This is a genomic window from Curtobacterium sp. MCJR17_055 (assembly GCF_003224335.1).
Lineage (GTDB): Bacteria > Actinomycetota > Actinomycetes > Actinomycetales > Microbacteriaceae > Curtobacterium.
On the sequence record NZ_QKLF01000007.1, the window covers coordinates 60,003 to 82,523 of the forward strand.

Below are 22,521 nucleotides of genomic sequence, written 5' to 3' on the forward strand. Positions count from 1 at the left end.
GCCGAGGACGATGACGACCACGACGGACCTCGCCGCACGCCTGCGCGAGCTCCCCGACGACGCACTCGAGCAGCTCGTGCTCGCGCGCGCCCTCCCCACCGCCGCGCTCGGCGAGTCCGGACCGCAGCACATCGCGGACTTCTTCGACCTCGCCGAGGCGCTCCGCACCGACGACGCGGTGGACGCCGCCGTCGAACGGCTCCCGCGCCGCACGCTCGTCGCACTCCGCGACGGGGGCCCCGCCGAGGACCTCGCGCCGGCCGTCGCACTCGGGCTCGTCGGCCGTGACGGCGCCGTCGACGACGCGGTCACCTCCCGGCTCGCGGCCCGCCCGGACCTCGTCCCCGACGGCCCGGGAGGCCCGGCTCCGGTCCGCCCCGCAGCCGCCGCCCAGCAGGGTGCCGACGGCGGCACCGACGACGCCCGCGCCCGCGCGACCGGAGCGGAGCACGCGTTCGAGACGCTCACGGTGCTCGCGGAGCTCCTCCGCGCGGCCGACGACGGCGCCGTCCGCGAGCTCGCGAAGGGCGGGATCGGAGCGCCCCTCGCCCGACAGCTCGCCGAACGCACGGGGGCCGACGCCGCCGTGGTCGCGGACCGCCTCGCCCTGCTCGACCGGATCGGTGCCGCCCACCCCGTGGACGGGTCCTGGACGGTCTCGGACCGCGGCCGGACCTGGCTGCACGCCACGTGGCCGGAGCGGTGGGCATCGCTCGTGCACGACTGGCGCGACGCCCTCGCCCCCGCCGTGGTCGAGGTCCTCACGCTCGCGGACGACGACCTCACCGACCTCGTGACGCTGGGCCGGTGGGCGTACCCGGCCGGCTCGCGCTGGCTCGACGCGGCCCTGCTCGACGCGGCCGGCGCCGCGGGTGTCCTCGGGCTCGCGGTGGCCGGGCGCCTGACGTCCACCGGGCACGCACTGCTCGGCGACGACCGCGACGCCGCCCTGGCCGCGGCCGTCGCCGACCTGCCGGGGACGGTCGACGGCGTGTACCTCCAGCCGGACCTGACGGTCATCGCGCCGGGTCCGCTGTCGCCCGCCGACGACGACGACCTCCGTGCCGTCGCCGATCTCGAGGCACCGGGGCTCGCCGCTCGGTACCGGGTGTCCGAGGACTCGCTCCGCCGGGCGCTCCGGGCCGGACGGACCCGCGACGAGGTCGTGGCGCTCTTCACCCGGCTCGGCGCCACGGACGTCCCGCAGCCCCTCACGTACCTCATCGACCAGGTCGCGACCCGGGACGGCAGTGTCGTCGTCGGTCGTGGCGAGGGCGACCTCGGGTCGGTCGTGCACGGGACGCCCGAGCAGCTCGACCTCGTCGGGGTCGACGCCGAGCTCCGGCAGCTGGCGTGGGAGCGACCCGACCTCACGACCCTCGTGACGAAGTACCCGCCGCACGTCGTGGCCAGTGCACTCGAGGACCAGCGCTACCCGGCCGTGCTCGCAGCCGACGCCCGCCCGGAGACGCGATCCGGGCCTCCCGTCCGACGGCGGACGCCGAGCCGCTCACCGGAGCAGGCGGCCCGCGCCCTGGTGGAGCGACTGCGACTGACGACGGAACGCGGCGACGCGGAGCCGGAGCAGGAGTGGATGGCCCGCCAGATCGACATGGCCGTGCGCGGCCGGACCCCGATCCGCGTGACCGTCCGGATGCCGGACGGGTCGGAGAAGCCGTTCTCGATCGTCCCGACGTCGGTCGCGGCCGGTCGGGTGCGGGGGAAGGACACCGCGGTCGACGTCGAGCGGACCCTCCCGCTCTCCCTCGTGGTCACGATCGAGAGCGATGCCTGACGGCCGTCCTGTGGACAACCGGGCGACGCACCAGCTGCGCCGCCTAGGCTGACCCGTCATGAACGGACCGCTGATCGTGCAGAGTGACCGCACCGTGCTGCTCGAGGTCGCGCACCCCGACGCCGAGGACGCCCGCCACGCGCTCGCGGTGTTCGCCGAGCTCGAGCGGGCACCCGAGCACGTGCACACGTACCGCATCACGCGGCTCGGCCTCTGGAACGCCCGGGCGGCCGGACACGACGCCGCGTCCATGGTCGACACCCTCGAACGGTTCGCCAAGTTCCCGGTGCCGCAGAGCGTCACGGTCGACATCGAGGACACCGTCTCCCGGTACGGCCGTCTGGTGATCCGGCGCGAGGAGCGCGAGGACGCCCCCGTCATCGCGAACTCCCCGACCGAGGAGCTCGAGCAGCAGCCCGCTCTCGTGCTGACCGCGTCGGACCCCGCGCTCCTGGCCGAGGTCACCCGGTCCAAGCGCATCCAGCCGCTCCTCGGTGAGCGCCGCTCGGACACGGCCGTCGAGCTGCAGGCCTGGGCCCGCGGGCAGGTCAAGCAGGAGCTCGTGAAGATCGGGTGGCCCGCCGAGGACCTCGCCGGTTACACGCCCGGTCAGCCGCACGACATCGACCTCGACACCTCGGACTGGGACCTCCGGCCGTACCAGCACGACGCCGTGGACAGCTTCTTCCAGCAGGGGTCCGGCGTCGTCGTGCTGCCCTGTGGTGCCGGCAAGACGCTGGTCGGTGCCGGAGCGATGGCGACCGTGAAGGCGACGACACTCATCCTCGTCACGAACACCGTCTCCGCCCGGCAGTGGCGGACCGAGCTGCTCAAGCGGACGACCCTCACCGAGGACGAGATCGGAGAGTACTCCGGCAGCGTCAAGGAGATCCGGCCGGTCACGATCGCGACCTACCAGATCCTCACCGCCCGACGGAAGGGCGCGTACACGCACCTGTCGCTGCTCGACGCCCTCGACTGGGGGCTCGTGGTCTACGACGAGGTGCACCTGCTCCCCGCCCCGGTGTTCAAGCTGACCGCAGACCTCCAGGCACGTCGTCGCCTCGGGCTCACCGCGACGCTCGTGCGCGAGGACGGCCGCGAAGGGGACGTGTTCTCCCTGATCGGGCCGAAGCGCTACGACGCACCGTGGAAGGAGATCGAGGCCCAGGGCTACATCTCCCCCGCCGAGTGCTACGAGGTCCGGATCGACCTCGCACACGAAGACCGGCTGGAGTACGCGGCGTCGAGCGACGACGAGCGGTACCGGCTCGCGGCGACCTCACCGGCCAAGACCCCGGTCGTGCGGGACCTCATCGAGAAGCACCACGGTGAGCAGATCCTGGTGATCGGCCAGTACATCGACCAGCTCGACGAGCTCGCGGCCTCCCTGGACGCCGCCGAGATCACGGGCGCGACGCCGGTCGAGGAACGGGAGCGGTTGTACCAGGCGTTCCGCGAGGGCTCGATCGACGTGCTCGTGGTGTCCAAGGTCGCGAACTTCTCGGTCGACCTGCCGGACGCGACCGTGGCGATCCAGGTGTCGGGCTCGTTCGGGTCCCGCCAAGAAGAAGCACAGCGGCTCGGCCGCCTCCTCCGCCCGAACAAGGACGGCGTCCCGGCGTCGTTCTACACGCTCGTCACGCGGGACACGGTCGACCAGGACTTCGCGCAGAACCGGCAGCGGTTCCTCGCGGAGCAGGGGTACTCGTACACGATCCTCGACGCGGACCAGATCGCCCCGGCCGTGGCCTAGCACCCGGACTCCAGACCATCTCTGGCCAACACACGAACTGCTCCCAGGAAGCAACCAGGGAACAGTCAGAGGATGGTCGCATGACCGACGGACCCAAGATCCTCATCGTCGACGACGAGCCGAACATCCGCGATCTCCTCACGACCTCGCTGCGCTTCGCCGGATTCGCGGTGCGTGCGGTCGGGAACGGCGCACAGGCGATCTCCGCCGTGCTCGAGGAGGAGCCGGACCTCATCATCCTCGACGTCATGCTCCCCGACATGAACGGATTCGGCGTGACCAAGCGCCTCCGCTCGTCGGGCTACACCTCGCCGATCCTCTTCCTCACGGCGAAGGACGACACCGAGGACAAGATCACTGGTCTCACGGTCGGAGGTGACGACTACGTCACCAAGCCGTTCTCGCTCGACGAGATCGTCGCCCGCATCAAGGCGATCCTCCGTCGCACGATGAACGACGAAGAGGACGCGATCATCCGCGCCGGTGAGCTCACGATGGACCAGGACACGCACGAGGTCACCATCGGCGACGCGCAGATCGAACTCTCCCCCACCGAGTTCAAGCTCCTCCGCTACCTCATGCTCAACCCGAACCGCGTGCTCTCGAAGGCGCAGATCCTCGACCACGTGTGGGAGTACGACTTCAACGGCGACGCCGGGATCGTCGAGTCCTACATCTCCTACCTGCGCCGCAAGCTCGACCAGTACTCGGCCGAGCCGATCATCCAGACCAAGCGCGGGTTCGGCTACATGCTCAAGGCGACCAAGGCCTCCTGAGCGTCGGACCGCGCAGGTCGCACAGCTGACTGTCGGCGGCCGTCGGGATCTTCCCGACGGCCGCCGCTTACTGTTGGGGAAGCATGCACGAGCGAATGAGCCACTGGTGGGACGGGATCTCCCTCCGCACCAAGATCACCGGGATCACCGTCCTCCTGGTCGCCCTCGGCCTGCTCGTCGCCGGCCTCGGCACGATGACCGTCCTGAGCACATACCTCAACCTGCGACTCGACACGCAGGTCGAGACCACGAGCTCGCAGCTCGAGGGGCAGAACGTCAGCGACGGCGAGCAGTACTGCAACCTGTCCGTCGTCCTCGAGAAGAGCTCCTACGTGGCCGCGTACGACGGCAACGGCGAGCAGATCTGCGACACCCAGTCCTCGTCCCAGCCGGACATCTCCCGCGTGGACTTCACGGCCGCCGCGTCGGCTGCGCATCCGTTCAGCCTGTACGACCGGCAGCACAGCCACGAGTGGCGCGCCCAGGTCATCCCCGCGAACCTGCAGAACCTGTCGAACGGCGCCACCGAGACCGGGTACGTCCTCGTCGCCGTGTCCAGCGCGGACACCGACCAGACCATCCTCCGGTTCACCGTCATCTTCCTGTTCTTCGGCATCGCGGTGATCCTGCTCGGGGCGATGCTCACGCGCCTCCTCGTGACGGCGACGTTCGACCCGCTCCGCAACGTCGAGGACACGGCCGCCCGCTTCGCCGCCGGCGACTTCAACCAGCGCCTCGACGCCGACACCCCGAACACCGAGGTCGGGCGCCTCAACCGGTCCCTGAACGCCATGCTCGAACGCATCGACGACGCCTTCGAGGACCGGCAGCGCACCATCGACCAGATGCGCCGCTTCGTCGGTGACGCCTCCCACGAACTCCGGACGCCGCTCGTGTCGCTCCGCGGGTACGCCGAGCTCTACCGGATGGGCGCCCTCCGCAAGGAGGAGGACGTCGCCCAGGCCATGGACCGGATCGAGAAGGAAGCCCAGCGCATGGGCCTGCTCGTGCAGGACCTGCTCCAGCTCGCCCGCATCGACGAGTCGAAGCCCCTCGAGCTCGGGCCCGTCGACCTCGTCGCCATCGCCCGCGACTCGGCCCTCGACACGATGGCCTCGAACCCGGACCGCGAGATCCAGGTCCTCGTCGAGGACGCCGTGACCGGCGAGAACGTCCCGCAGGCCGTCCGCCCCGCCAGCTCCTTCGGTCCGGCAGCCGACGGCGAGGCCGGTGGTCCCGCCCCGGTGTCGCCGTCGCTCAACACCACCGGGCCGATCGCCTTCTCGCGGCAGACGATCGCCAGACTGCGTGCTCGACGGACCCGGGCCATGAACGTCGACGCGAAGCCGACGGACGAGACCACCCCGCTGCCGACGATCGTGCTGCCGAAGCGTCCGCCGATCGTCCTGGCCGAGGAGAACAAGATCCGGCAGGTCATCACGAACCTGATGGGCAACGCGATGCGGTTCACCGAGCACGACGACCCGATCGAGATCGGCATCGGCGTGGACGACGACCGCGGCATGGCGCACATCGACGTCATCGACCACGGCGAGGGCATCCCGCCGCAGCTGCGCGACAAGATCTTCCAGCGCTTCTGGCGGGCCGACACCTCGCGCGCGCGGGACACCGGCGGCTCGGGGCTCGGTCTCGCGATCGTGTCGGGCATCGTGCACGCGCACCACGGGTCGGTCGAGGTGTTCGACACCCCGGGCGGCGGCGCGACCTTCCGCGTCTGGCTCCCGCTCCTGCCCCGCGACGCCGACCCCGCGGCCCCCACCCTGTCCTGACGCCCGGCCGGGCGCCCGTCGCCCGGCGGCGGCGGTCGGCTCCCCGCCGAGGTCGCACGAACTGCCTGCTCACCGACCGTGCGGCGGCAGTCCGCGCGACCTCGGCGCATCGGCCGCGGCATGTCCTGCGACTTCAGGAAAACGGTAGCCGGGGGGAACGGACGGCATGGCCTGGGCGCCAACATCAAGCGCCACGACTCCGAGCGGCGAACGCCTGCCGGAGTCGCTCGAAGACCAGAGCCGGACGTGCTGCATCCACCGCTGTGGCGTGCACCACCAACCAGTCGTTGACGACGAACCCGTTGTCACGCCGGTGGTCGTGGTGGAAGACGTCCCGGTCGCGATGATGGTCACCGTCGTACTCGAAGGCGATGCGTTGCTCAGGCCAGGCCATGTCGACCCGGCCGAGGAAGACTCCACCTGCGTCGAAGACCTCGACGTTCAAGTCGGGCTCCGGGAACCCCGCGTCGACGATCGCAAGACGGAACCACGTCTCCATCGGAGATTCCGCTCCGACCCGCACGAGTTCCAGCGCTGCTCGCGCCACCCTGACGTGGCGATGTCCCGGACGGATGGCAGCCGCGAGGCGGTCGATCGTCGTCAGCGACCTCCTGCCGACGAGGGCATCGCCCACCGCGACGAGTTCCCTGACGGTCAGGACGCTCGCGCACTCCCACCAACTCCGCTCGGGCGTGCTGAGACGGGTTCCGAACGCGGTGACGGCGGGAACGTCGGGTCGGGCACGATGCGCGGTGATGCCGGGGCGCCGCATCAAGGCGGCGGTCCCCGCGGTGGTGACGTGGACCTCCGCTCGGACGCGTCGCGGGAGTGGTGCTCCCCACAGGGCAGCAGCCGTGGTGTGACTGAAGAACTGGTCGGGCCGGAGGAGCGGCGTGAGCACGTCGACCGTGGTGGCGTCGCTCCCGCGTACCACCCGGACGCCGTGGACGGGACGTTGCAGGTCCATCCGGCGGAGCCGACCCGGGTCGAGCCCCGACGCGAGAGCGTCCCGGACTCTGAACGGGCCGTCGGAGAACGGCGCGGGCAGCGGTCGTGGTTCCACCATCACCGCAGCATCGGGCAGCCGCGTCCGGTGCTCCGCCTGTGTCCCGAGCTTGTGGACGGAAGCTGCCTCCGTGCCTCCAGTGCAGGGCAGGCGTGAGCGATGGCTGCAAGGGGTCCTGATGACACGTTTGGAGTCGCACGACACGCCGCGCTGGCGTCACCGAGGTCGCACGATGTGCCGCGCCGCAGGCAGGCAGGCGGCACTTCGTGCGACTTCGGCGCCACAGCACCGGCCGCAACACGGCCGCGCACGCGGAAGGGCCCCCGCACGCGCAGCGTACGAGGGCCCTTGCCGGCAGGACGGACTAGAAGTCCATGCCACCCGTGGGGTCGCCGGCCGGCATGGCCGGGGTCTTCTCCGGCTTGTCGGCGACGACGGCCTCGGTGGTGAGGAACAGACCGGCGATCGACGCGGCGTTCTGCAGCGCCGAGCGCGTGACCTTGGCCGGGTCGATGATGCCCGCGGCGATGAGGTCGACGTACTCACCCGTCGCAGCGTTGAGGCCGTGGCCGGCCTCGAGCTCGCGGACACGAGCGGCGACGACACCCGGCTCGAGACCGGCGTTCAGCGCGATCTGCTTGAGCGGGGCGTCGATGGCGACGCGCACGATGTTCGCACCCGTGGCCTCGTCACCCTCGAGCGAGAGACCGTCGAGCGCGACCTTGCCGGCCTGGATGAGGGCGACGCCACCACCGGCGACGATGCCCTCTTCGACGGCGGCCTTCGCGTTGCGGACGGCGTCCTCGATGCGGTGCTTGCGCTCCTTGAGCTCGACCTCGGTCGCGGCACCCGCCTTGATGACGGCGACGCCACCGGCGAGCTTCGCGAGGCGCTCCTGGAGCTTCTCGCGGTCGTAGTCGGAGTCGGTCGCCTCGATCTCGGCGCGGATCTGCTTGACGCGGCCCGCGATCTGGTCGGCGTCGCCGGCACCCTCGACGATCGTGGTCTCGTCCTTGGTGATGACGACCTTGCGGGCACGACCGAGCAGGTCGAGCGTCGCGTTCTCGAGCTTGAGGCCGACCTCTTCCGAGATGACCTGGCCGCCGGTGAGGATCGCGATGTCCTGCAGCATGGCCTTGCGGCGGTCGCCGAAGCCCGGGGCCTTGACGGCGACGGACTTGAAGATGCCGCGGATCTTGTTCACGACGAGCGTGGCCAGGGCCTCGCCGTCGACGTCCTCGGCGATGATCAGGAGCTGCTTGCCCGCCTGGATCACCTTGTCGACGACCGGCAGGAGGTCCTTGATGTTCGAGATCTTCGAGTTGACGATCAGGACGTACGCGTCCTCGAAGACGGCTTCCTGGCGCTCGGGGTCGGTGACGAAGTACTGCGACAGGTAGCCCTTGTCGAAGCGCATGCCCTCGGTGAGCTCGAGCTCGGTGCCGAAGGTGTTCGACTCCTCGACGGTGACGACGCCTTCCTTGCCGACCTTGTCGATGGCCTCGGCGATGAGCGCGCCGATGGTCGGGTCAGCGGCCGAGATCGACGCGGTGGCGGCGATCTGGTCCTTGGTCTCGATCTCCTTGGCGTCGGCGAGCAGCTGCTCGGAGACGGCCGCGACGGCCTTCTCGATGCCGCGCTTCAGGGAGATGGGGTCGGCGCCGGCGGCGACGTTGCGGAGGCCTTCGCGGACGAGGGCCTGGGCGAGGACGGTCGCGGTGGTCGTACCGTCACCGGCGACGTCGTCGGTCTTCTTGGCGACCTCCTTGACGAGCTCCGCACCGATCTTCTCGTACGGGTCGTCGAGCTCGATCTCCTTGGCGATGGAGACACCGTCGTTCGTGATCGTGGGGGCGCCCCACTTCTTCTCGAGGACGACGTTGCGGCCGCGCGGGCCGAGCGTCACCTTCACGGCGTCGGCCAGCTGGTTGAGGCCGCGCTCGAGGCCGCGTCGGGCCTCTTCGTTGAAAGCAATGATCTTTGCCATGTGAGTTCTTCGTCCCTCCCGGACGTCGTCATCGGGGTCGTTCTGGCACTCAGCCTGGCCGAGTGCCAAGCCCGATTCTGGCACTCGCCACCCGAGAGTGCAACACAGTGGGGAGGCTCTGCCCCACTCCACAGGTCGACCCACCGCGTCCCGGCGGACGACGAACGCGCCGTCCCCGAGGGGACGGCGCGTCCGCGAGTGGTTCCGGACGACTACGCGGGACGGACCGACTCGGCCTGCGGGCCCTTCGACCCGGTGCCGACGTCGAACGTCACCGCCTGGCCCTCCTCGAGGACCTTGTAGCCGCTCATGTCGATGGCCGAGTAGTGCACGAACACGTCCTGGCCCCCTCCATCCACGGTGATGAAGCCGAAGCCCTTCTCGGCGTTGAACCACTTCACGGTTCCGTTGGCCATGATCCTTGCTCCCTGCGGTACTGCTGTTGCGAACGACGGCCCCCTCGCGCGAGGTGGCCGCCGGGTCCGAGCGCATGTCGACTCACCCGCTCCCGGACGGCAACATGAGGCGTCGTCGCGATCACGGGGTGACCACTGGTGACTCTGACCGAAGGACGGCATTTCGGCAAGGGGTGTGACACGCATTTCACGCGGAGAACCCCGATCCGCAACGTGACGGAAACACGACGACCACGGAGGACCGCCGCGGACCCCGGTCAGCCCGTGTAGTCGGAGCCGAGCACGACCGAGACGTCCGCGTTCGGGAACGCCGCCGACTGCTGCACCGCGCTGACCCCGAGCGCCTGCGCGACGCCCTGTGCGACGGCCGCCTGCGACTCCTGCTGGTAGTAGACGATCGTCTGCGTCGCCCCGGTCGTCCCGGCGTCCCCGGTCGAGCTCACGGTCCACCCGGCGGTCCCGAGCCGCGTCGAGGCGTTCGCGGCCAGACCGGTCGTCGAGGTCCCGTTGAGCACGACGAGCGTCGTCGCACCCTGGTCGGCAGCAGATGCGCCGGCCGCTGCCGACGGCGACTGCGTCGCTCCGCCGTCGTCCGAGCCGGAGTCCGCGTCAGCGCCGGCACCCGAGTCGGAGTCCGAGTCCGAGGATGCGCTGGCCGAGGGCGTCGAGGTCGCGGACGCCGTCGACCCACCGCTCCCCTCCGTGAACTGCACGCTGCCGTTCAGCAGGGCGAGGACGAGGACCCCGATGCCGACCAGCACGCCGGTCGCGAGTGCGGCCCACGCGAAGACGACCCACCCGCCACCCCGGCGGGCAGCACCACGGTGGGCGCCGACCCGGGGGCCGTCTGCGACGTCGTCGAACCGGTCTCGCGGGAATCTCGTCATCGTTCCTCTTCACGTCCTTCGGGGTCGGCCGGGGGCGCGACGAAACTGCGGGCAGCGCGTGCGCTCGTCCGGGCGCTGCGGAGCCGCTGCAGCCGGGTGACGAGCTGCGGGTCGTACGCGAGGGCGGCCGGTGTGTCGATCACGCGGTTGAGCACCTGGTAGTACCGCGTCGGCGACATGTCGAACTCGACCCGGATCTCCGCTTCCTTGGTCCGGTCGTGCCGCGCCCGGTCGTGCTCGAACGCGAGCACGTGCTTGGCGAGCTCGGTGAGCTCGTCGGCGGGGAGGGCGGTCACAGGCTGGTCCGATCGCGAAGGGGTTGCAGGTCTCGCACATCGTAGGGGTGCGCGGCATGTCGACCCTGGCACGGTGCTGGACTGTCGCGGAACCCGCTCACCCCACGGTCTCCGCCAGCACCTCGGGCGGGGCGGACCACCGGACGCGGGTGCCGAAGGCGTCCGACACGGCGAGCGCCCGGCCGTCGAGCGAGAGCGTCGCGAAGGCGTCCGGGTCCGCGGGGTCGACGTCCTCCGGCAGGGTCGCCGCGACCCCGGTGAGGACACCGGTGCGTTCGAGCGCCACCCAGCGGACGCCCCGCTCGCGGAGCCGGTCGACGAAGCGCTGCCGCCCAGCGCCCGGCACGTAGACGAGCGTCCCCGTGGTCATGACGACCGGCTCGCAGTCGTCCGGCAGGGCGTCGAGGGCCCGGTCGAGGTCGTCCGGCACGCTGCCGCGGACCCGGACGGGAGGCTCGACCAGCGTCGCCCGCAGCGCGTCCCGCATCAGGGCGGTCCGGTCCGTCGCCTCGGGCGGGACGGCCTCGGCGAGTCGGGCGAACGCGTCCGGCGCCGCGGGGTCGATCGGGTTCGGGTCGAGGGCGACGCGGGCACCGATCCGGATCGGGGTCGTCGCGGGAGCGGGTGGTGTCCCCACGACCTCGGCGACGAGGTGCACCGCGGGCCCCTCGACCGCCGTGTGCACCCGGACGAGGTCGCCCGCCGTCGCGCTCCGTCGTCCGCGCTGCGTCGACCCGGGGCCGGACGGCACGGATCCAGACGGCACAGATCCCGACAGGATGTGCCCCGACGGGATCTGCCCGGACGGGACCGGACCGGCCGGACGCGCACGGTCGACGAGCCGGTGGTCGAGCGTCACGCGGTCCGGGATCGAGCAGAGTCCGGCCGCCGCTCCGACGTCGAGCAGACCGAGGGGTCGCGCCGAGGCCGCCGAGAGCGCGGCGAGCACCGGGACGACGGGGGCGAGCCGTCGCGGGTCGTTGGCCTGCACCGTGGCGCTGGTGAGGGCCGCGACGAGGGCGGGTCGGGCCTCCCGGCCGAGTGCGCGGAGCGCTGCCGGGTCAGCGGGGTCGGCGCCCAGCCGTCGCGCGACCGCGAACAGGAGCTCGGGCTGGCGCTTCGGCTCCGGCACGGCGTCGAGCAGGTCGACGAGCGGACCCTCGACCGAGCGCGCCCAGGCGGCGTACGTCGGGGAGACCCCGTCGATCCGGTCGGCGTAGGCGCGGTAGCGGTCCCGCGTGTCCATCAGGCCCCGGGGCGGTACATGCCGACGTGGGTGATGCCGGCCTCGTCGTAGGGGGCGCCGAAGCGGACGAACCCGTGCCGTTCGTACAGTCCGGCGACGTACTGCTGGGCGTGCAGGACGAACGGCTCGGCGCCGTGCGACCCGAGCACCGCCGCCACCAGGCCGCCGGCGATCCCCTGGCCGCGGTGGTCGGGGTGGGTGGCGACGCGGCCGATCACTCGGGTCGGCACAGAGGTCCCCGCTGGGTGCGGCTCGTCCGGGGCCGGCCGGACCAGGCGGAGGTACCCGACGACCGGTCCGTCCGCGCCCCCGACCCACCAGTGCTCGGTGTCCGGGTCGCGGTCACGGCCGTCGAAGTCCTCGGCCGAGACCCGCTGTTCGAGGGCGAACACCCGGTTCCGGAGCCGCACGATGTCGTACAGTTCGTCGGTCGTCAGGTGCTCCCAGCGGGCACGGCGGACGGAATGCTCGGACATCGGTCGGAGTTTACTGGTGTGACGCACGATGACCGGCGGGCACGAGCCCCGGTCGGAACCAGGAGGTACGCACATGGCTTACAAGGTCGACAAGTCCGACGCCCAGTGGCGCGAGGAGCTCTCCCCTGACCAGTACGCCGTGCTGCGCCAGGCCGGGACGGAGCGCCCGTGGACCGGTGAACTCCTCGACGAGGAACGTGCCGGCGTCTACACGTGTGCGGCGTGTGGTGCGGAGCTGTTCAAGAGCGGCACGAAGTTCGACTCCGGCTGCGGCTGGCCGTCGTTCTACGAGTCGGTCGATCCCGACGCGGTGCAGCTCATCGAAGACAACTCGCTCGGCATGGCCCGCACCGAGGTCCGCTGCGCGAACTGCGGCGGCCACCTTGGCCACGTGTTCCCGGACGGCTTCGGGACGCCCACGGGCGACCGCTACTGCATGAACTCGATCTCGCTCAACTTCTCGGCGCAGGAGTAGGCGGGTGTGACGGCGCTCGGGCTGCGGCCCGGGCGCCGTCGTCGTGTCCGCCCGGTACGATGGGCGGGTCAGCCGGCATGGCGCAATTGGTAGCGCACCGTACTTGTAATACGGGGGTTGCGGGTTCAAGTCCCGCTGCCGGCCCCAGATCACGGCTTCCCGTGCAGCCGAAGGCGGAGCCGTCGCTCACGGCCACCCACACCGGGGCGGCGCCCGACGGTCAGCGCCCGACGGTCAGCGCCCGACGGTCAGCGCCCGACGGTCAGCGCCGCACGGTCAGCCCGCCGTCGGACGTCCGGACGATCTCCCCGTCCGGGATCCACGCCACGACGCGGTCGAGTCGCACCCGCTCGAACGACGACCGCTCGGACGTCAGCAGATCCTGCACCTCCGGCGGCAGCGGGAAGCGACGGTCCCGGCCGACGACGATCGCGACGAACGGTGCATCGACCACGTCACGGACCCCGCGGTCCCCGACGTACTGGTCGTAGTCGCTCGGGGTGATCGCGCCGAAGAAGACCTGACCGTCCCGGATGCCCTCGTGCCGCAGGAGCGGGAGCAACCGGGCGACGCCGGTGGCACGTGCCTCCCAGATCGTCCGGGCGGTCGGGATGCTCCCGACCAGTGCCACCAGGACGAGCACGACGGCGATGCTGCTCGTCAGCCACCGTGGTCGCAGGCGGCTGAGCTGCCCGAGCCCCACGGCGGCGAGCATCACGATGAACGGCATCCACGCCGCGTAGTAGGTCGGCAGCGCGATCTCGGCGGCGAGCGAGTAGAACGCCACGAGCAGGACCAGCGGCGCGAGGAGGAACACCACGAGCCTGCCCGGACGCACGACCACCGCGAGCACCACGGCGACGGCGAGCACCACCACGACGGGCGTGCCGACCCCGCGGAGCAGGAACCACCAGTTCGCCCACCACGGAGCGAACTGGTACGTGTGGCCGGCGATCGAGATGAGGTGTCCGTGCTCGTTCTGTCCGGACTGGAAGGTGAGCATGTACTGCACCGCGGAGCGCATCCCCATCGGGGCGTAGAGCGCGACGACGGCGACGACGAACGTGGCCGCCCACACCGCTCCGCCGACGACGAGCGCACGCCACCGGCCGAACAACACCGGGGCCAGGACGAAGACCGGCAGCAGCACGAGGGTCGACGCCTTCGACGTGACCGACGCCGCCATGAGCACCGCTGACACGGGCACCCACCACCAGCGGTCGGTACGGATCCACACCCAGATCGCGAAGAGTGCCGCCAGGGCGAAGAACACCATCACCGGGTCGAGCAGCGCCACCCGGTCCAGGCGGGCACCGGCACCGCCGCGAGGGGTGATGGTCCAGAGTGCGGCGGCCGCGAACCCGGTCCAGAAGCCGACCTCCGCGCGCAGCCAGACGAACATGACCGCCGCGCCGAGGACGACGAGCGACGCGACCAGGACCCGGGGTGCGACGGCACCCGGCCCACCGACCAGCTGCGCGAGGCCGAACAGGTACTTGGCGGTCGGTGGGTGCTCACGGTTCTGGTCGAACGCCCCGTGCACGTACGCGAGGCCGGCCTTGACGTAGGTGGCCTCGTCCCCGCCGATGTTGCCGGCGCCGATGCGCCAGAAGCACTGGTAGGCGGCCGCGACGGCGAGCAGCACGAGGGCCGTGACGCGCAGCCACGCCCGGTCGAGCACGCCGCGGTCGAGCGCTCGCCGAGCCAGTGGTCCGCGGTGCTGCGCTGCGTGGTGCGGCGCTCCGCGGTGCTGGACCGGACCGTCCGTGGCGCGATCGTCGGTCAGCGCTCGTGCCGCGTCGGGGTCGTCGACCGACCGGCGGTCCGGGGACCAGGGGGCTCGGCGACTGGGCACCCCGAGATCCTACGCAGGCGGCGAGCGTCTCCCACCGATGCAGCCGAGCCCCGGCGCGGCGGGGCCTCCGAGCGCCCGCCCACCACGCGCCACCGGGGGCCCGTCGGGGTGACGGACCCCCGGTGACGCGTGGCGCCGTCAGCGACCGCCGGTGATCTTCCGCTCGCGCTGCGCGACGCCGGCCGTGCCGTACGGGTAGTCGTCGATGCGGGGAGCGCTCGCCTCGGTGAGCGTCTGCAGCTCGGCCTGGTCGAGCACGAGGTCCGCGGCGCCGAGGTTGTCCTGCAGCTGCTCGACGGTCCGTGCGCCGAGGATGACGCTCGTCACCGCCGGCCGGGCGAGGAGCCAGGCCAGGGCGACCTGGGAGCGCGAGGCGCCGTGCGCGTCCGCGACGGCGGACACCGCGTCGAGCACCTTCCACGTGCGCTCGTCGGCGTTGCGGGCCTCCCACGCCTCCATGCCGCGCTTCGGGTCCTCACCGAGTCGGGTCGACCCGGTCGGGGCCTCGTCGCGCTGGTACTTGCCGGAGAGCCAGCCACCGGCGAGCGGGGACCACGGGAGCAGCCCGATCCCGGCGTCGAGGCAGGCAGGCACGACCTCGTGCTCGATGTCGCGGACGAGCAGGTTGTACTGCGGCTGGAGCGTGACCGGGGGCGCCCAGTCGTGCAGACGGGCCTCGTAGACCGCCTTCGTGACCTGGTAGCCCAGGTAGTTCGAGAACCCGTAGGAGCCGATCTTGCCTGCCGACACGGCGTCGTCGAGGAAGCGCAGGGTCTCCTCGATCGGGGTGAGGGCGTCCCACGCGTGCATCTGGTAGAGGTCGATGTGGTCGACGCCGAGCCGCTCCAGCGACGCGTCGAGGGCCACGCGGAGGTGGCGGCGCGAGAGGCCGAGGTCGTTCGGGCCGTCGCCCTGCGGGAAGCGCCCCTTCGTGGTGAGCACCACCTGCTGCGCGTCGGTGGGGTGGTCGCGGAGCCACCGTCCGATGATGCGCTCGGACTCGTTGCCCGAGTACACGTCGGCGGTGTCGATGAACGTGCCACCGCCCGCGACGAAGGCGTCGATGATGGCGTGGGAGGTCGGTTCGTCGGCTTCGCTGCCGAAGGTCATGGTGCCGAGGGTCAGCGACGACACCACTGTCCCGCTGTTGCCGAGGAGTCTGTAGTCCATGCGGCGGACGCTACGCCGCGCCCCCTCGACGGCGGGAGGGTCCACGAGTACCGGTCAACGGTCTGCAGACGCGAGCGCCCCGCTACCGCCCCAGGAACGCGATCGCCGCCTCCCGGAAGTGCCGCGACGTGGGGGCGTTGAAGTGGTTCCGCCCCGGGATCTCGACGAAGGTCGCGTGCGGCGCTGTCTCGGCGAGCCGGAGCGCGCTGTCCTTGATCCCGTCCTCGCTGCCGGCGGCCAGCAGCAGCGGCTGCGTCGGCGCGTTCGCCGGCGTCGGCTCGACGCTGTCGCGCATCCCCTCCACCATCGCGACGAGCGCGCGGAGGTCGTTGCCCTCGACGTTCGCCGCCATCGTGAGGTACCCGTTCGTGACGCGGTCCTCGACCGGGGTGCCGTCGGTGATGAACGCCCACGCCTGGTCGACGCGGACGCGCCGCATCGGGTCCGCGTCCGGGATCCCGCCGAGCACCGCGCGCGAGATCCGGTCCGACATCCGCTCGGCGGCGTGCCACCCGACCCGAGCACCGAGGGAGTAGCCCAGGAACGCGACGTCGTCGAGCAGGTAGGTGTCCACCACCGCTGTGACGTCGTCGACGAGCAGGTCCATCGAGTAGCTGTGCGGCTCGTGCGGCTTCCCGCTCGCACCGTGGCCGCGCTGGTCGAACGCGATGACGCGGTGACCGGCGCGGACGAGGTCACGGGTCCAGCCGGATGCGTGCCAGTTCAGCACGGCCCCGGATGCGAACCCGTGCACGGCGAGGACCGCGGGTGCGTCGGGGTCGCCGAAGTCGTAGGTGGCGAGCGGCAGGCCGTCCGGGGACATCACGACGCGGGGGCGGGGCGCTTCGGGGACGAGTGACATGGCCCGTCCAGGGTAGTGGGGCCACAGTGGCGGGTATGGACGGCTACGGCGGCGACCAGATCCGAGCGGCGGAACGCCCCCACCTCCAGGCGGGTGAGCCGCTCATGCAGCGTGCCGCCGACGGGCTCGCCACGGTGGTCACCGACCTGCTCGACGACCCCGCGGTCCGTCCGGGCGACGGCCCGGGCTCGGTCCTCGTCCTGGTCGGCAGCGGGGACAACGGCGGGGACGCCCTGTTCGCCGCTGCGCGGCTGGCCGCTGCCGGGAGGCACGTCACGGTCCTCCGCGTCGGCTCCCGTGTCCACGAGGCGGGCCTGGCAGCAGCTCGGGAGGCCGGGGCGCGTCTCCTGGACGACCCCGCGGACGGCGGTCCGGTCCCCTCCGCGGCGGGTGCCGCCGACATCCTGCGCGCGGCGACGCCCTCGGCGGGCGACCGGCTCGCGGAGCTGGCGCGGGAGGCGGCGCTCGACGCCGACCTGGTGCTCGACGGCATCCTGGGGATCGGCGGCGGCGGACCGCTGCGTTCCCCCGCGCGCGACGTCGTCGCGGCGCTCCGGGAGCTCGCCCGCGAACAGCGGGCCCCGTTCGTCGTGGCCGTCGACGTGCCGAGCGGCATCGACGTGGACACCGGCGGCATCGCGGACGACCACGTGCTCCACGCCGACGTCACCGTGACGTTCGGCGGGGTGAAGGCCGGGCTCCTCCGCGGCCCGGCGGCGACGCTCGCCGGGCGCATCGAGCTGGTCGACGTCGGGATCGGCGCGGGCCTGGCGACCGTGGAGCCGCTGGTCAGCACCTGAGCCGCGTCGTCCGGGCCGGCCTGGACCGACGCCGGTGTCCGCGCAACGCCCGGACGGCACACCGGAACGGACGTCCGCCGATGACGTCCGTAGGTTCGACGCCATGACGTTCAACGACGACTCGCAGCTCAGTGGCGGCAAGGTCAAGCGGCGCGGGCGCACAGCAGGGATCGCGGGCGGCGGCATTGGCGTCGCCGGCATCGTGGTGTTCCTCATCGCACAGTTCACCGGGGTCGACCTCAGCGGCGTCGTCGGCGGTGGCGGCGGACTGACGACCATCCAGCAGGGCGGCGCGGAGGCCTCGCCGGTCGCCGAGTGCCGCACCGGTCGCGACGCGAACGCGAGCATCGACTGCCGCATGGAGGGCGCTGCGGAGTCCCTCGACGCGTACTGGTCCGCCGAGGCCGAGCAGCTCGGGATCAGCTATTCGACGCCGGAGTTCTTCCTGTTCACCGGGTCGACCGACACCGGGTGCGGGACGGCCTCGGCGTCGACGGGGCCGTTCTACTGTCCGCCCGACCGTGCCCTCTACGTCGACACGGACTTCTACGACGAGCTCCGCTCCACGTACGGGGCGTCCGGCGGACCGCTCGCGGAGATGTACGTCGTCGCGCACGAGTGGGGCCACCACGTCCAGCAGCTCGAGGGCACCTTCGCCGAGACCGACCGCAGCGGCAGCGGGGCCGCGTCGGACAGCGTCCGCGTCGAGCTCCAGGCGGACTGCTACGCCGGCGCCTGGGTCGGTGACGCGGCGACCACGGAGTCGGCGAACGGGGAGACGTTCTTCGAGCCCGTCACCCGCGCCCAGGTCGCGGACGCACTGTCGGCGGCGAGCGCGGTCGGCGACGACAGCATCCAGGAGCGCGCCACCGGCCGGGTCGACCCCGACTCGTTCACGCACGGCACGAGCGAGCAGCGTCAGGACTGGTTCGAGCGGGGCTACGAGCGGGGTGCGACGAGCTGCGACACGCTCACCGTGCCCGCGTCGGCCCTCTGAACGGCGACGGCCGGGACGCCTCGTGGAGGCGTCCCGGCCGTCGTGCGCGTCCGACACGTGGTCGGTCGTGCTGGTCAGCTCGTGTGCGGTGTCAGCCGGCGGTCGGCGACGCGGACCCGGTCGGCGTCGCGGACGCGGTGGGGGTCGCGCTCGGGGTCGGCGTGGGGGTCGTCTCGGTGCTGCCCGCGGCGCTGACGACGAAGGTCCGGAACTCGTCGTTCGTCGAGGCGGTGGAGTACGGGTACTGCTTGCCGTTGACGAGCACGAGCGGGGTCCCCGGGAAGGTCGTGAGCTCCGAGCCGGGGATGTCCCCGCCCGTCACGGCGGTGGTGCGCTCGTCGACCCACTTGCCGTACCGCTGGTCCTCGATGCACTGCTCGATCGTCGAGCCCTTGCGCACACCGGGCACGGTCGTGACGACGTCGGCGAGCTGCTCGTCGGTGAGGCCCGGCGTGCCCTCCTCCGGCTGCGCGGCGAACAGTGCGCGGTTCACGGCGAAGAACGAGTCCGGGGACTCCTGCGCGACGCAGGCCGCCGCGTTCGCGGCACGGAGGGAGTACTTCGTGCCCTGGGAGCGGTTCGTCAGGATCGCGACGGGGTGCACGTCGAGGGTCGCGGCACCGGAGTCGACGAGCCCCTCGATGTACTCGCTGTTCGTCTGCTCGAACGAACCGCAGATCGGGCAGAGGTAGTCCACGTAGAGGGTGATCCGGACCTGTTCGGCCGAGGCGGTCGAGCTCGGCGACGGCGTGGACGCGGCACCGGGCTCGACGGCCTTCAGCCCGGCGCCGATCGTGATCCCGCCGTCGGCCATGGTGTCCGGCCCGGGGCCGGCCGGACGCGAGGAGTTCACGAGCACCAGCGTGACGATGGTGGCGGCGGCGATCAGCACGACGCCCAGTCCGACCTGGAGCCCGATGCGGACACCCCGCTGGCGTCGCTTCTGCTGGGTACGGGTTCGCTGAGCTCGCTCGCGCGCGGCGGCACGACGCGCGTTGCGCTCGGCGCGGGCGTCGCCTTCGGGGCGGTTGGTCATCGTGCGGTCGTCCTCCTGGTCGGTGTCCGCCGGCCTCCCCCCGGTCGGCGGACGGACCCGGCGATTGTAGTGGCGGCCGATGGGAACCAGCCAACCAGCCGACGACGCCCGGAGCCCGCGTGCCCCCCGCACTGGCGCCAGCCGGAGAACTCGTGTTGTATGAGGCATGACGGTCGACGGCGACCGTCCGGGGCCCGACTGGGCCGCCGCTTCACCACGGATCGTCCGGCACGTACCTGCCGGTGGAGAGGACCGAACGCTCATGGCGTCCGTCACCTATGACAAGGCAACCCGTCTCTACCCCGGGGGCAACCGCCCCGCGGTGGACTCCCTCGACCTGGACGTCGCCGACGGCGAGTTCCTCGTCCTCGTCGGCCCGTCGGGCTGTGGCAAGTCCACGTCCCTGCGCATGCTCGCCGGCCTCGAAGAGGTCAACTCCGGTGCCATCCGCATCGGCGACCGTGACGTCACCGACGTCCCGCCGAAGGACCGCGACATCGCGATGGTGTTCCAGAACTACGCGCTGTACCCGCACATGACCGTCGCCGAGAACATGGGCTTCGCTCTCAAGATCGCCGGCGTCGGCAAGGAGGAGCGCGCCACCCGCGTGCAGGAGGCCGCCAAGCTCCTCGACCTCGAGCAGTACCTCGGTCGCAAGCCGAAGGCGCTCTCCGGTGGTCAGCGTCAGCGCGTCGCGATGGGCCGTGCGATCGTCCGTCAGCCGCAGGTGTTCCTCATGGACGAGCCGCTGTCGAACCTCGACGCCAAGCTCCGCGTCCAGACCCGTACCCAGATCGCGTCGCTGCAGCGTCGTCTCGGCGTCACCACGGTCTACGTCACGCACGACCAGACCGAGGCACTGACGATGGGTGACCGCATCGCGGTGCTCAAGGACGGCATCCTGCAGCAGGTCGGCACCCCGCGCGACCTCTACGAGAAGCCGAACAACGTGTTCGTCGCCGGCTTCATCGGCTCGCCGGCCATGAACCTCCTGCCGGCGTCGGTGCTCGAGGGCGGCATCAGCTTCGGGTCGCTCAACCACCCGATCGACCGCGACACCCTGTCGAACGCCCGCTCGGGTGCCGTCACGGTGGGCGTTCGCCCCGAGGACATCATCGTGTCCCAGTCCGGCGAGGGCCTGCCCGTCACGGTCGACGTCGTCGAGGAGCTCGGCGCCGACGGCTACCTCTACGGCCACGCCGACGTGAACGGCACGCGCACCGACATCGTCACGCGCGTCGACGGTCGCAACCACCCCTCGATCGGTGACACGATCGTCGTGAGCCCGAAGCAGGGTCACGTGCACGTGTTCGACGCCGAGTCGGGCGAGCGCCTCGACGACAAGGCCGTCATCAGCGCCTGATCGTCACCCCCGGGAGCCCGTCATCCGCCGTCACCGGCGCCTGGCGGGCTCCCGTCGTTCCCACCTGCGGGACGGGAGGCTCGGTGCGGGCCCGCACCGTGCCTCCCGTCCCGCAGACCCACCGCCGAGCACCTGAGGACCCGTCGTGCCCGACTCCATGACCATCACCGCCGCCACCGTCGACCCCGGCCTGCTCGACCTTCCCTGGGACCTGCCGCTCGAGGCCTGGCCCGACGAGACGATCGTCGCGCTGCCGAAGGGCATCTCGCGGCACCTGGTGCGGTTCGTGCACCTCAGCGGCTACGTCGTCGCGGTCAAGGAGACGAGCGCCGAACTCGCGCGCTCCGAGTACGACATGCTCCGGACCCTGCAGCGCATGGACGTGCCGTGCGTGGACCCCGTCGCGGTCATCACGAACCGCGTCGGCCGCGAGGGCGAGGAGCTCCAACCCGTCCTCGTCACCCGCCACCTGCGCTTCTCGCTGCCATACCGGGCGCTGTACTCGCAGACGCTGCGCCCGGACACGGCCACCCGCCTGGTGGACGCCCTGGCGCTCCTGCTCGTCCGGCTGCACGTCATCGGCTTCTACTGGGGCGACGTCTCGCTCTCGAACACGCTGTTCCGCCGCGACGCCGGCTCGTTCGCCGCGTACCTGGTGGACGCCGAGACCGGGAAGCTCTACCCGGGCGGGCTGTCGAACGGGCAGCGGGAGAACGACCTCGAGGTCGCCCGCGTCAACATCGCCGGCGAGCTCCTCGACCTGGAGGCCGGCGGACGTCTCGACGAGAACGCCGACCCCCTGGACGTGTCGAACCGCATCGTGGCGCAGTACCGGACCCTCTGGACGGAGCTCACCGGCACGGAGCAGTTCGACGCGGCGGAGCGCTGGCGCATCAACGACCGCGTGGAGCGGCTCAACGCGCTCGGCTTCGACATCGAGGAGCTGTCGATCCGCACCGCGGAGTCCGGCGCACAGGTCCGCATCCAGCCGAAGGTCGTCGACGCCGGACACCACCAGCGCCGTCTGCTGCGTCTGACCGGCCTCGACGCCGAGGAGAACCAGGCCCGACGACTGCTCAACGACCTGGACGCGTACCGTGCCCGCAACGGCCGCGAGGAGCTCGACGAGGAGATGGTCGCGCACGAGTGGGTCTCGCGGGTGTTCGAGCCCGTCGTGCGGGCGATCCCGCGGGACCTGCGCGGCCGGCTCGAACCCGCCGAGGTGTTCCACGAGTTGCTCGAGCACCGCTGGTTCATGTCGCAGCAGGAGGAGCGATCGGTGTCGCTCCCCGAGGCCACGACCGCCTACATCAACGACGTGCTGCGGCACCGGCGGGACGAGCGCACGCTCATCAACCCGCCGACGTCGTCGATCGCGCTGCCGCTCGACGGCGAGGACGAGGACGACGAGGACTGGCGCGCGTCCGTCTGAGCCGTCCCCCCTCCCCCCCCAGGTTCCGGAATTCACGCATCTCGCGCGTCGAGATCCCGCGATCGCGGGATCTCGGCGCGCGAGATGCGTGAATTCCGGA

General features: G+C 71.7%; 20 protein-coding genes and 1 tRNA gene. 10 read left to right on the top strand and 11 right to left on the bottom strand.

Annotated features, from left to right (window positions below; translation table 11 throughout):
- The first annotated feature begins 10 nt into the window (after positions 1 to 10).
- From DEJ16_RS15230 to DEJ16_RS15245, 4 genes are all read left to right on the top strand, one after another.
- Positions 11 to 1,795, top strand: a complete 1,785-nt coding sequence (locus tag DEJ16_RS15230; protein WP_110824088.1) for a helicase-associated domain-containing protein — start codon at positions 11 to 13, stop codon at positions 1,793 to 1,795.
- 58 nt (positions 1,796 to 1,853) lie between these two features.
- Positions 1,854 to 3,551, top strand: coding sequence for a DNA repair helicase XPB (locus DEJ16_RS15235; RefSeq protein WP_110824089.1), 1,698 nt, complete (start codon positions 1,854 to 1,856; stop codon positions 3,549 to 3,551).
- 80 nt (positions 3,552 to 3,631) lie between these two features.
- Positions 3,632 to 4,327 (top strand): response regulator transcription factor, encoded by a 696-nt coding sequence (locus DEJ16_RS15240; protein ID WP_110824090.1) that lies wholly within the window; start codon positions 3,632 to 3,634, stop codon positions 4,325 to 4,327.
- 83 nt (positions 4,328 to 4,410) lie between these two features.
- Positions 4,411 to 6,117, top strand: a complete 1,707-nt coding sequence (locus DEJ16_RS15245) for a cell wall metabolism sensor histidine kinase WalK (RefSeq protein WP_110824091.1) — start codon at positions 4,411 to 4,413, stop codon at positions 6,115 to 6,117.
- Positions 6,118 to 6,301: 184 nt separating this feature from the next.
- Here the strand turns inward: DEJ16_RS15245 and DEJ16_RS15250 are convergent, their stop codons facing one another.
- From DEJ16_RS15250 to DEJ16_RS15280, 7 genes are all read right to left on the bottom strand, one after another.
- Entirely contained in the window at positions 6,302 to 7,183 is an 882-nt protein-coding gene (locus DEJ16_RS15250; RefSeq protein WP_110824092.1) for a hypothetical protein, read from the bottom strand.
- 304 nt (positions 7,184 to 7,487) lie between these two features.
- Entirely contained in the window at positions 7,488 to 9,110 is a 1,623-nt protein-coding gene (gene groL / locus DEJ16_RS15255) for a chaperonin GroEL (RefSeq protein ID WP_110824093.1), read from the bottom strand.
- 212 nt (positions 9,111 to 9,322) lie between these two features.
- Positions 9,323 to 9,526, bottom strand: coding sequence for a cold-shock protein (locus DEJ16_RS15260; RefSeq protein WP_022903461.1), 204 nt, complete (start codon positions 9,524 to 9,526; stop codon positions 9,323 to 9,325).
- 257 nt (positions 9,527 to 9,783) lie between these two features.
- Positions 9,784 to 10,413 carry a LytR C-terminal domain-containing protein gene (locus DEJ16_RS15265; protein WP_110824094.1) on the bottom strand — a complete coding sequence of 210 codons (630 nt, stop codon included), beginning with the start codon at positions 10,411 to 10,413 and terminating at the stop codon, positions 9,784 to 9,786.
- A complete protein-coding gene (locus tag DEJ16_RS15270; protein WP_220032726.1) occupies positions 10,410 to 10,709 on the bottom strand; it encodes a DUF3263 domain-containing protein in 300 nt (99 codons plus the stop codon). Before DEJ16_RS15270 ends, DEJ16_RS15265 begins: the two co-directional genes overlap by 4 nt.
- A 97-nt stretch (positions 10,710 to 10,806) precedes the next feature.
- Positions 10,807 to 11,955: a DUF2332 family protein gene (locus DEJ16_RS15275; protein ID WP_110824096.1), complete on the bottom strand. Its 1,149-nt coding sequence runs from the start codon at positions 11,953 to 11,955 to the stop codon at positions 10,807 to 10,809.
- Complete coding sequence (locus tag DEJ16_RS15280) at positions 11,955 to 12,431, bottom strand: GNAT family N-acetyltransferase (protein WP_110824097.1); 477 nt, start codon at positions 12,429 to 12,431, stop codon at positions 11,955 to 11,957. The genes DEJ16_RS15275 and DEJ16_RS15280 overlap by 1 nt, the downstream gene beginning before the upstream one ends.
- Positions 12,432 to 12,504: 73 nt before the next feature.
- Here DEJ16_RS15280 and msrB point away from each other — a divergent pair, with 73 nt between their 5' ends.
- Positions 12,505 to 12,906, top strand: a complete 402-nt coding sequence (msrB, locus tag DEJ16_RS15285; RefSeq protein WP_110824098.1) for a peptide-methionine (R)-S-oxide reductase MsrB — start codon at positions 12,505 to 12,507, stop codon at positions 12,904 to 12,906.
- A gap of 71 nt (positions 12,907 to 12,977) precedes the next feature.
- Positions 12,978 to 13,053, top strand: a tRNA-Thr gene (locus tag DEJ16_RS15290).
- Between the two features lie 115 nt (positions 13,054 to 13,168).
- Here the strand turns inward: DEJ16_RS15290 and DEJ16_RS15295 are convergent.
- The 3 genes from DEJ16_RS15295 to DEJ16_RS15305 form a co-directional block, all read right to left on the bottom strand.
- Positions 13,169 to 14,761, bottom strand: a complete 1,593-nt coding sequence (locus tag DEJ16_RS15295; protein ID WP_110824099.1) for a glycosyltransferase family 39 protein — start codon at positions 14,759 to 14,761, stop codon at positions 13,169 to 13,171.
- A 138-nt stretch (positions 14,762 to 14,899) separates the two neighbouring features.
- Positions 14,900 to 15,931, bottom strand: a complete 1,032-nt coding sequence (locus tag DEJ16_RS15300) for an aldo/keto reductase (protein WP_110824100.1) — start codon at positions 15,929 to 15,931, stop codon at positions 14,900 to 14,902.
- Positions 15,932 to 16,013: 82 nt separating this feature from the next.
- On the bottom strand, positions 16,014 to 16,793 hold the full coding sequence (locus DEJ16_RS15305) for an alpha/beta fold hydrolase (RefSeq protein ID WP_110824101.1): 780 nt from the start codon (positions 16,791 to 16,793) through the stop codon (positions 16,014 to 16,016).
- 35 nt (positions 16,794 to 16,828) lie between these two features.
- Here DEJ16_RS15305 and DEJ16_RS15310 point away from each other — a divergent pair, with 35 nt between their 5' ends.
- Both DEJ16_RS15310 and DEJ16_RS15315 read left to right on the top strand, forming a co-directional pair.
- Positions 16,829 to 17,593 carry an NAD(P)H-hydrate epimerase gene (locus DEJ16_RS15310; protein ID WP_110824102.1) on the top strand — a complete coding sequence of 255 codons (765 nt, stop codon included), beginning with the start codon at positions 16,829 to 16,831 and terminating at the stop codon, positions 17,591 to 17,593.
- 103 nt (positions 17,594 to 17,696) lie between these two features.
- Positions 17,697 to 18,590, top strand: coding sequence for a neutral zinc metallopeptidase (locus DEJ16_RS15315; RefSeq protein WP_110824103.1), 894 nt, complete (start codon positions 17,697 to 17,699; stop codon positions 18,588 to 18,590).
- A gap of 91 nt (positions 18,591 to 18,681) precedes the next feature.
- On the opposite strand, the gene DEJ16_RS15320 is transcribed toward DEJ16_RS15315, so the two are convergent.
- A complete protein-coding gene (locus DEJ16_RS15320; protein WP_181419631.1) occupies positions 18,682 to 19,626 on the bottom strand; it encodes a thioredoxin domain-containing protein in 945 nt (314 codons plus the stop codon).
- Between the two features lie 262 nt (positions 19,627 to 19,888).
- Between DEJ16_RS15320 and DEJ16_RS15325 the strand changes: the two genes are divergently transcribed.
- The gene (locus DEJ16_RS15325; protein WP_110824105.1) at positions 19,889 to 20,989 is read left to right on the top strand and encodes an ABC transporter ATP-binding protein; all 1,101 of its coding nucleotides are present in this window, start codon (positions 19,889 to 19,891) and stop codon (positions 20,987 to 20,989) included.
- 145 nt (positions 20,990 to 21,134) lie between these two features.
- Complete coding sequence (locus tag DEJ16_RS15330; protein WP_110824106.1) at positions 21,135 to 22,421, top strand: DUF4032 domain-containing protein; 1,287 nt, start codon at positions 21,135 to 21,137, stop codon at positions 22,419 to 22,421.
- The last annotated feature ends 100 nt before the right edge of the window (positions 22,422 to 22,521 follow it).

Coding starts and splice junctions, on each gene's coding strand:
- DEJ16_RS15230 (WP_110824088.1), top strand. CDS start 11: ATGACGACCACGACGGACCTCGCCGCACGCCTGCGCGAGCTCCCCGAC.
- DEJ16_RS15235 (WP_110824089.1), top strand. CDS start 1,854: ATGAACGGACCGCTGATCGTGCAGAGTGACCGCACCGTGCTGCTCGAG.
- DEJ16_RS15240 (WP_110824090.1), top strand. CDS start 3,632: ATGACCGACGGACCCAAGATCCTCATCGTCGACGACGAGCCGAACATC.
- DEJ16_RS15245 (WP_110824091.1), top strand. CDS start 4,411: ATGCACGAGCGAATGAGCCACTGGTGGGACGGGATCTCCCTCCGCACC.
- DEJ16_RS15250 (WP_110824092.1), bottom strand. CDS start 7,183: ATGGTGGAACCACGACCGCTGCCCGCGCCGTTCTCCGACGGCCCGTTC.
- groL (WP_110824093.1), bottom strand. CDS start 9,110: ATGGCAAAGATCATTGCTTTCAACGAAGAGGCCCGACGCGGCCTCGAG.
- DEJ16_RS15260 (WP_022903461.1), bottom strand. CDS start 9,526: ATGGCCAACGGAACCGTGAAGTGGTTCAACGCCGAGAAGGGCTTCGGC.
- DEJ16_RS15265 (WP_110824094.1), bottom strand. CDS start 10,413: ATGACGAGATTCCCGCGAGACCGGTTCGACGACGTCGCAGACGGCCCC.
- DEJ16_RS15275 (WP_110824096.1), bottom strand. CDS start 11,955: ATGGACACGCGGGACCGCTACCGCGCCTACGCCGACCGGATCGACGGG.
- DEJ16_RS15280 (WP_110824097.1), bottom strand. CDS start 12,431: ATGTCCGAGCATTCCGTCCGCCGTGCCCGCTGGGAGCACCTGACGACC.
- msrB (WP_110824098.1), top strand. CDS start 12,505: ATGGCTTACAAGGTCGACAAGTCCGACGCCCAGTGGCGCGAGGAGCTC.
- DEJ16_RS15300 (WP_110824100.1), bottom strand. CDS start 15,931: ATGGACTACAGACTCCTCGGCAACAGCGGGACAGTGGTGTCGTCGCTG.
- DEJ16_RS15305 (WP_110824101.1), bottom strand. CDS start 16,793: ATGTCACTCGTCCCCGAAGCGCCCCGCCCCCGCGTCGTGATGTCCCCG.
- DEJ16_RS15310 (WP_110824102.1), top strand. CDS start 16,829: ATGGACGGCTACGGCGGCGACCAGATCCGAGCGGCGGAACGCCCCCAC.
- DEJ16_RS15315 (WP_110824103.1), top strand. CDS start 17,697: ATGACGTTCAACGACGACTCGCAGCTCAGTGGCGGCAAGGTCAAGCGG.
- DEJ16_RS15320 (WP_181419631.1), bottom strand. CDS start 19,626: ATGACCAACCGCCCCGAAGGCGACGCCCGCGCCGAGCGCAACGCGCGT.
- DEJ16_RS15325 (WP_110824105.1), top strand. CDS start 19,889: ATGGCGTCCGTCACCTATGACAAGGCAACCCGTCTCTACCCCGGGGGC.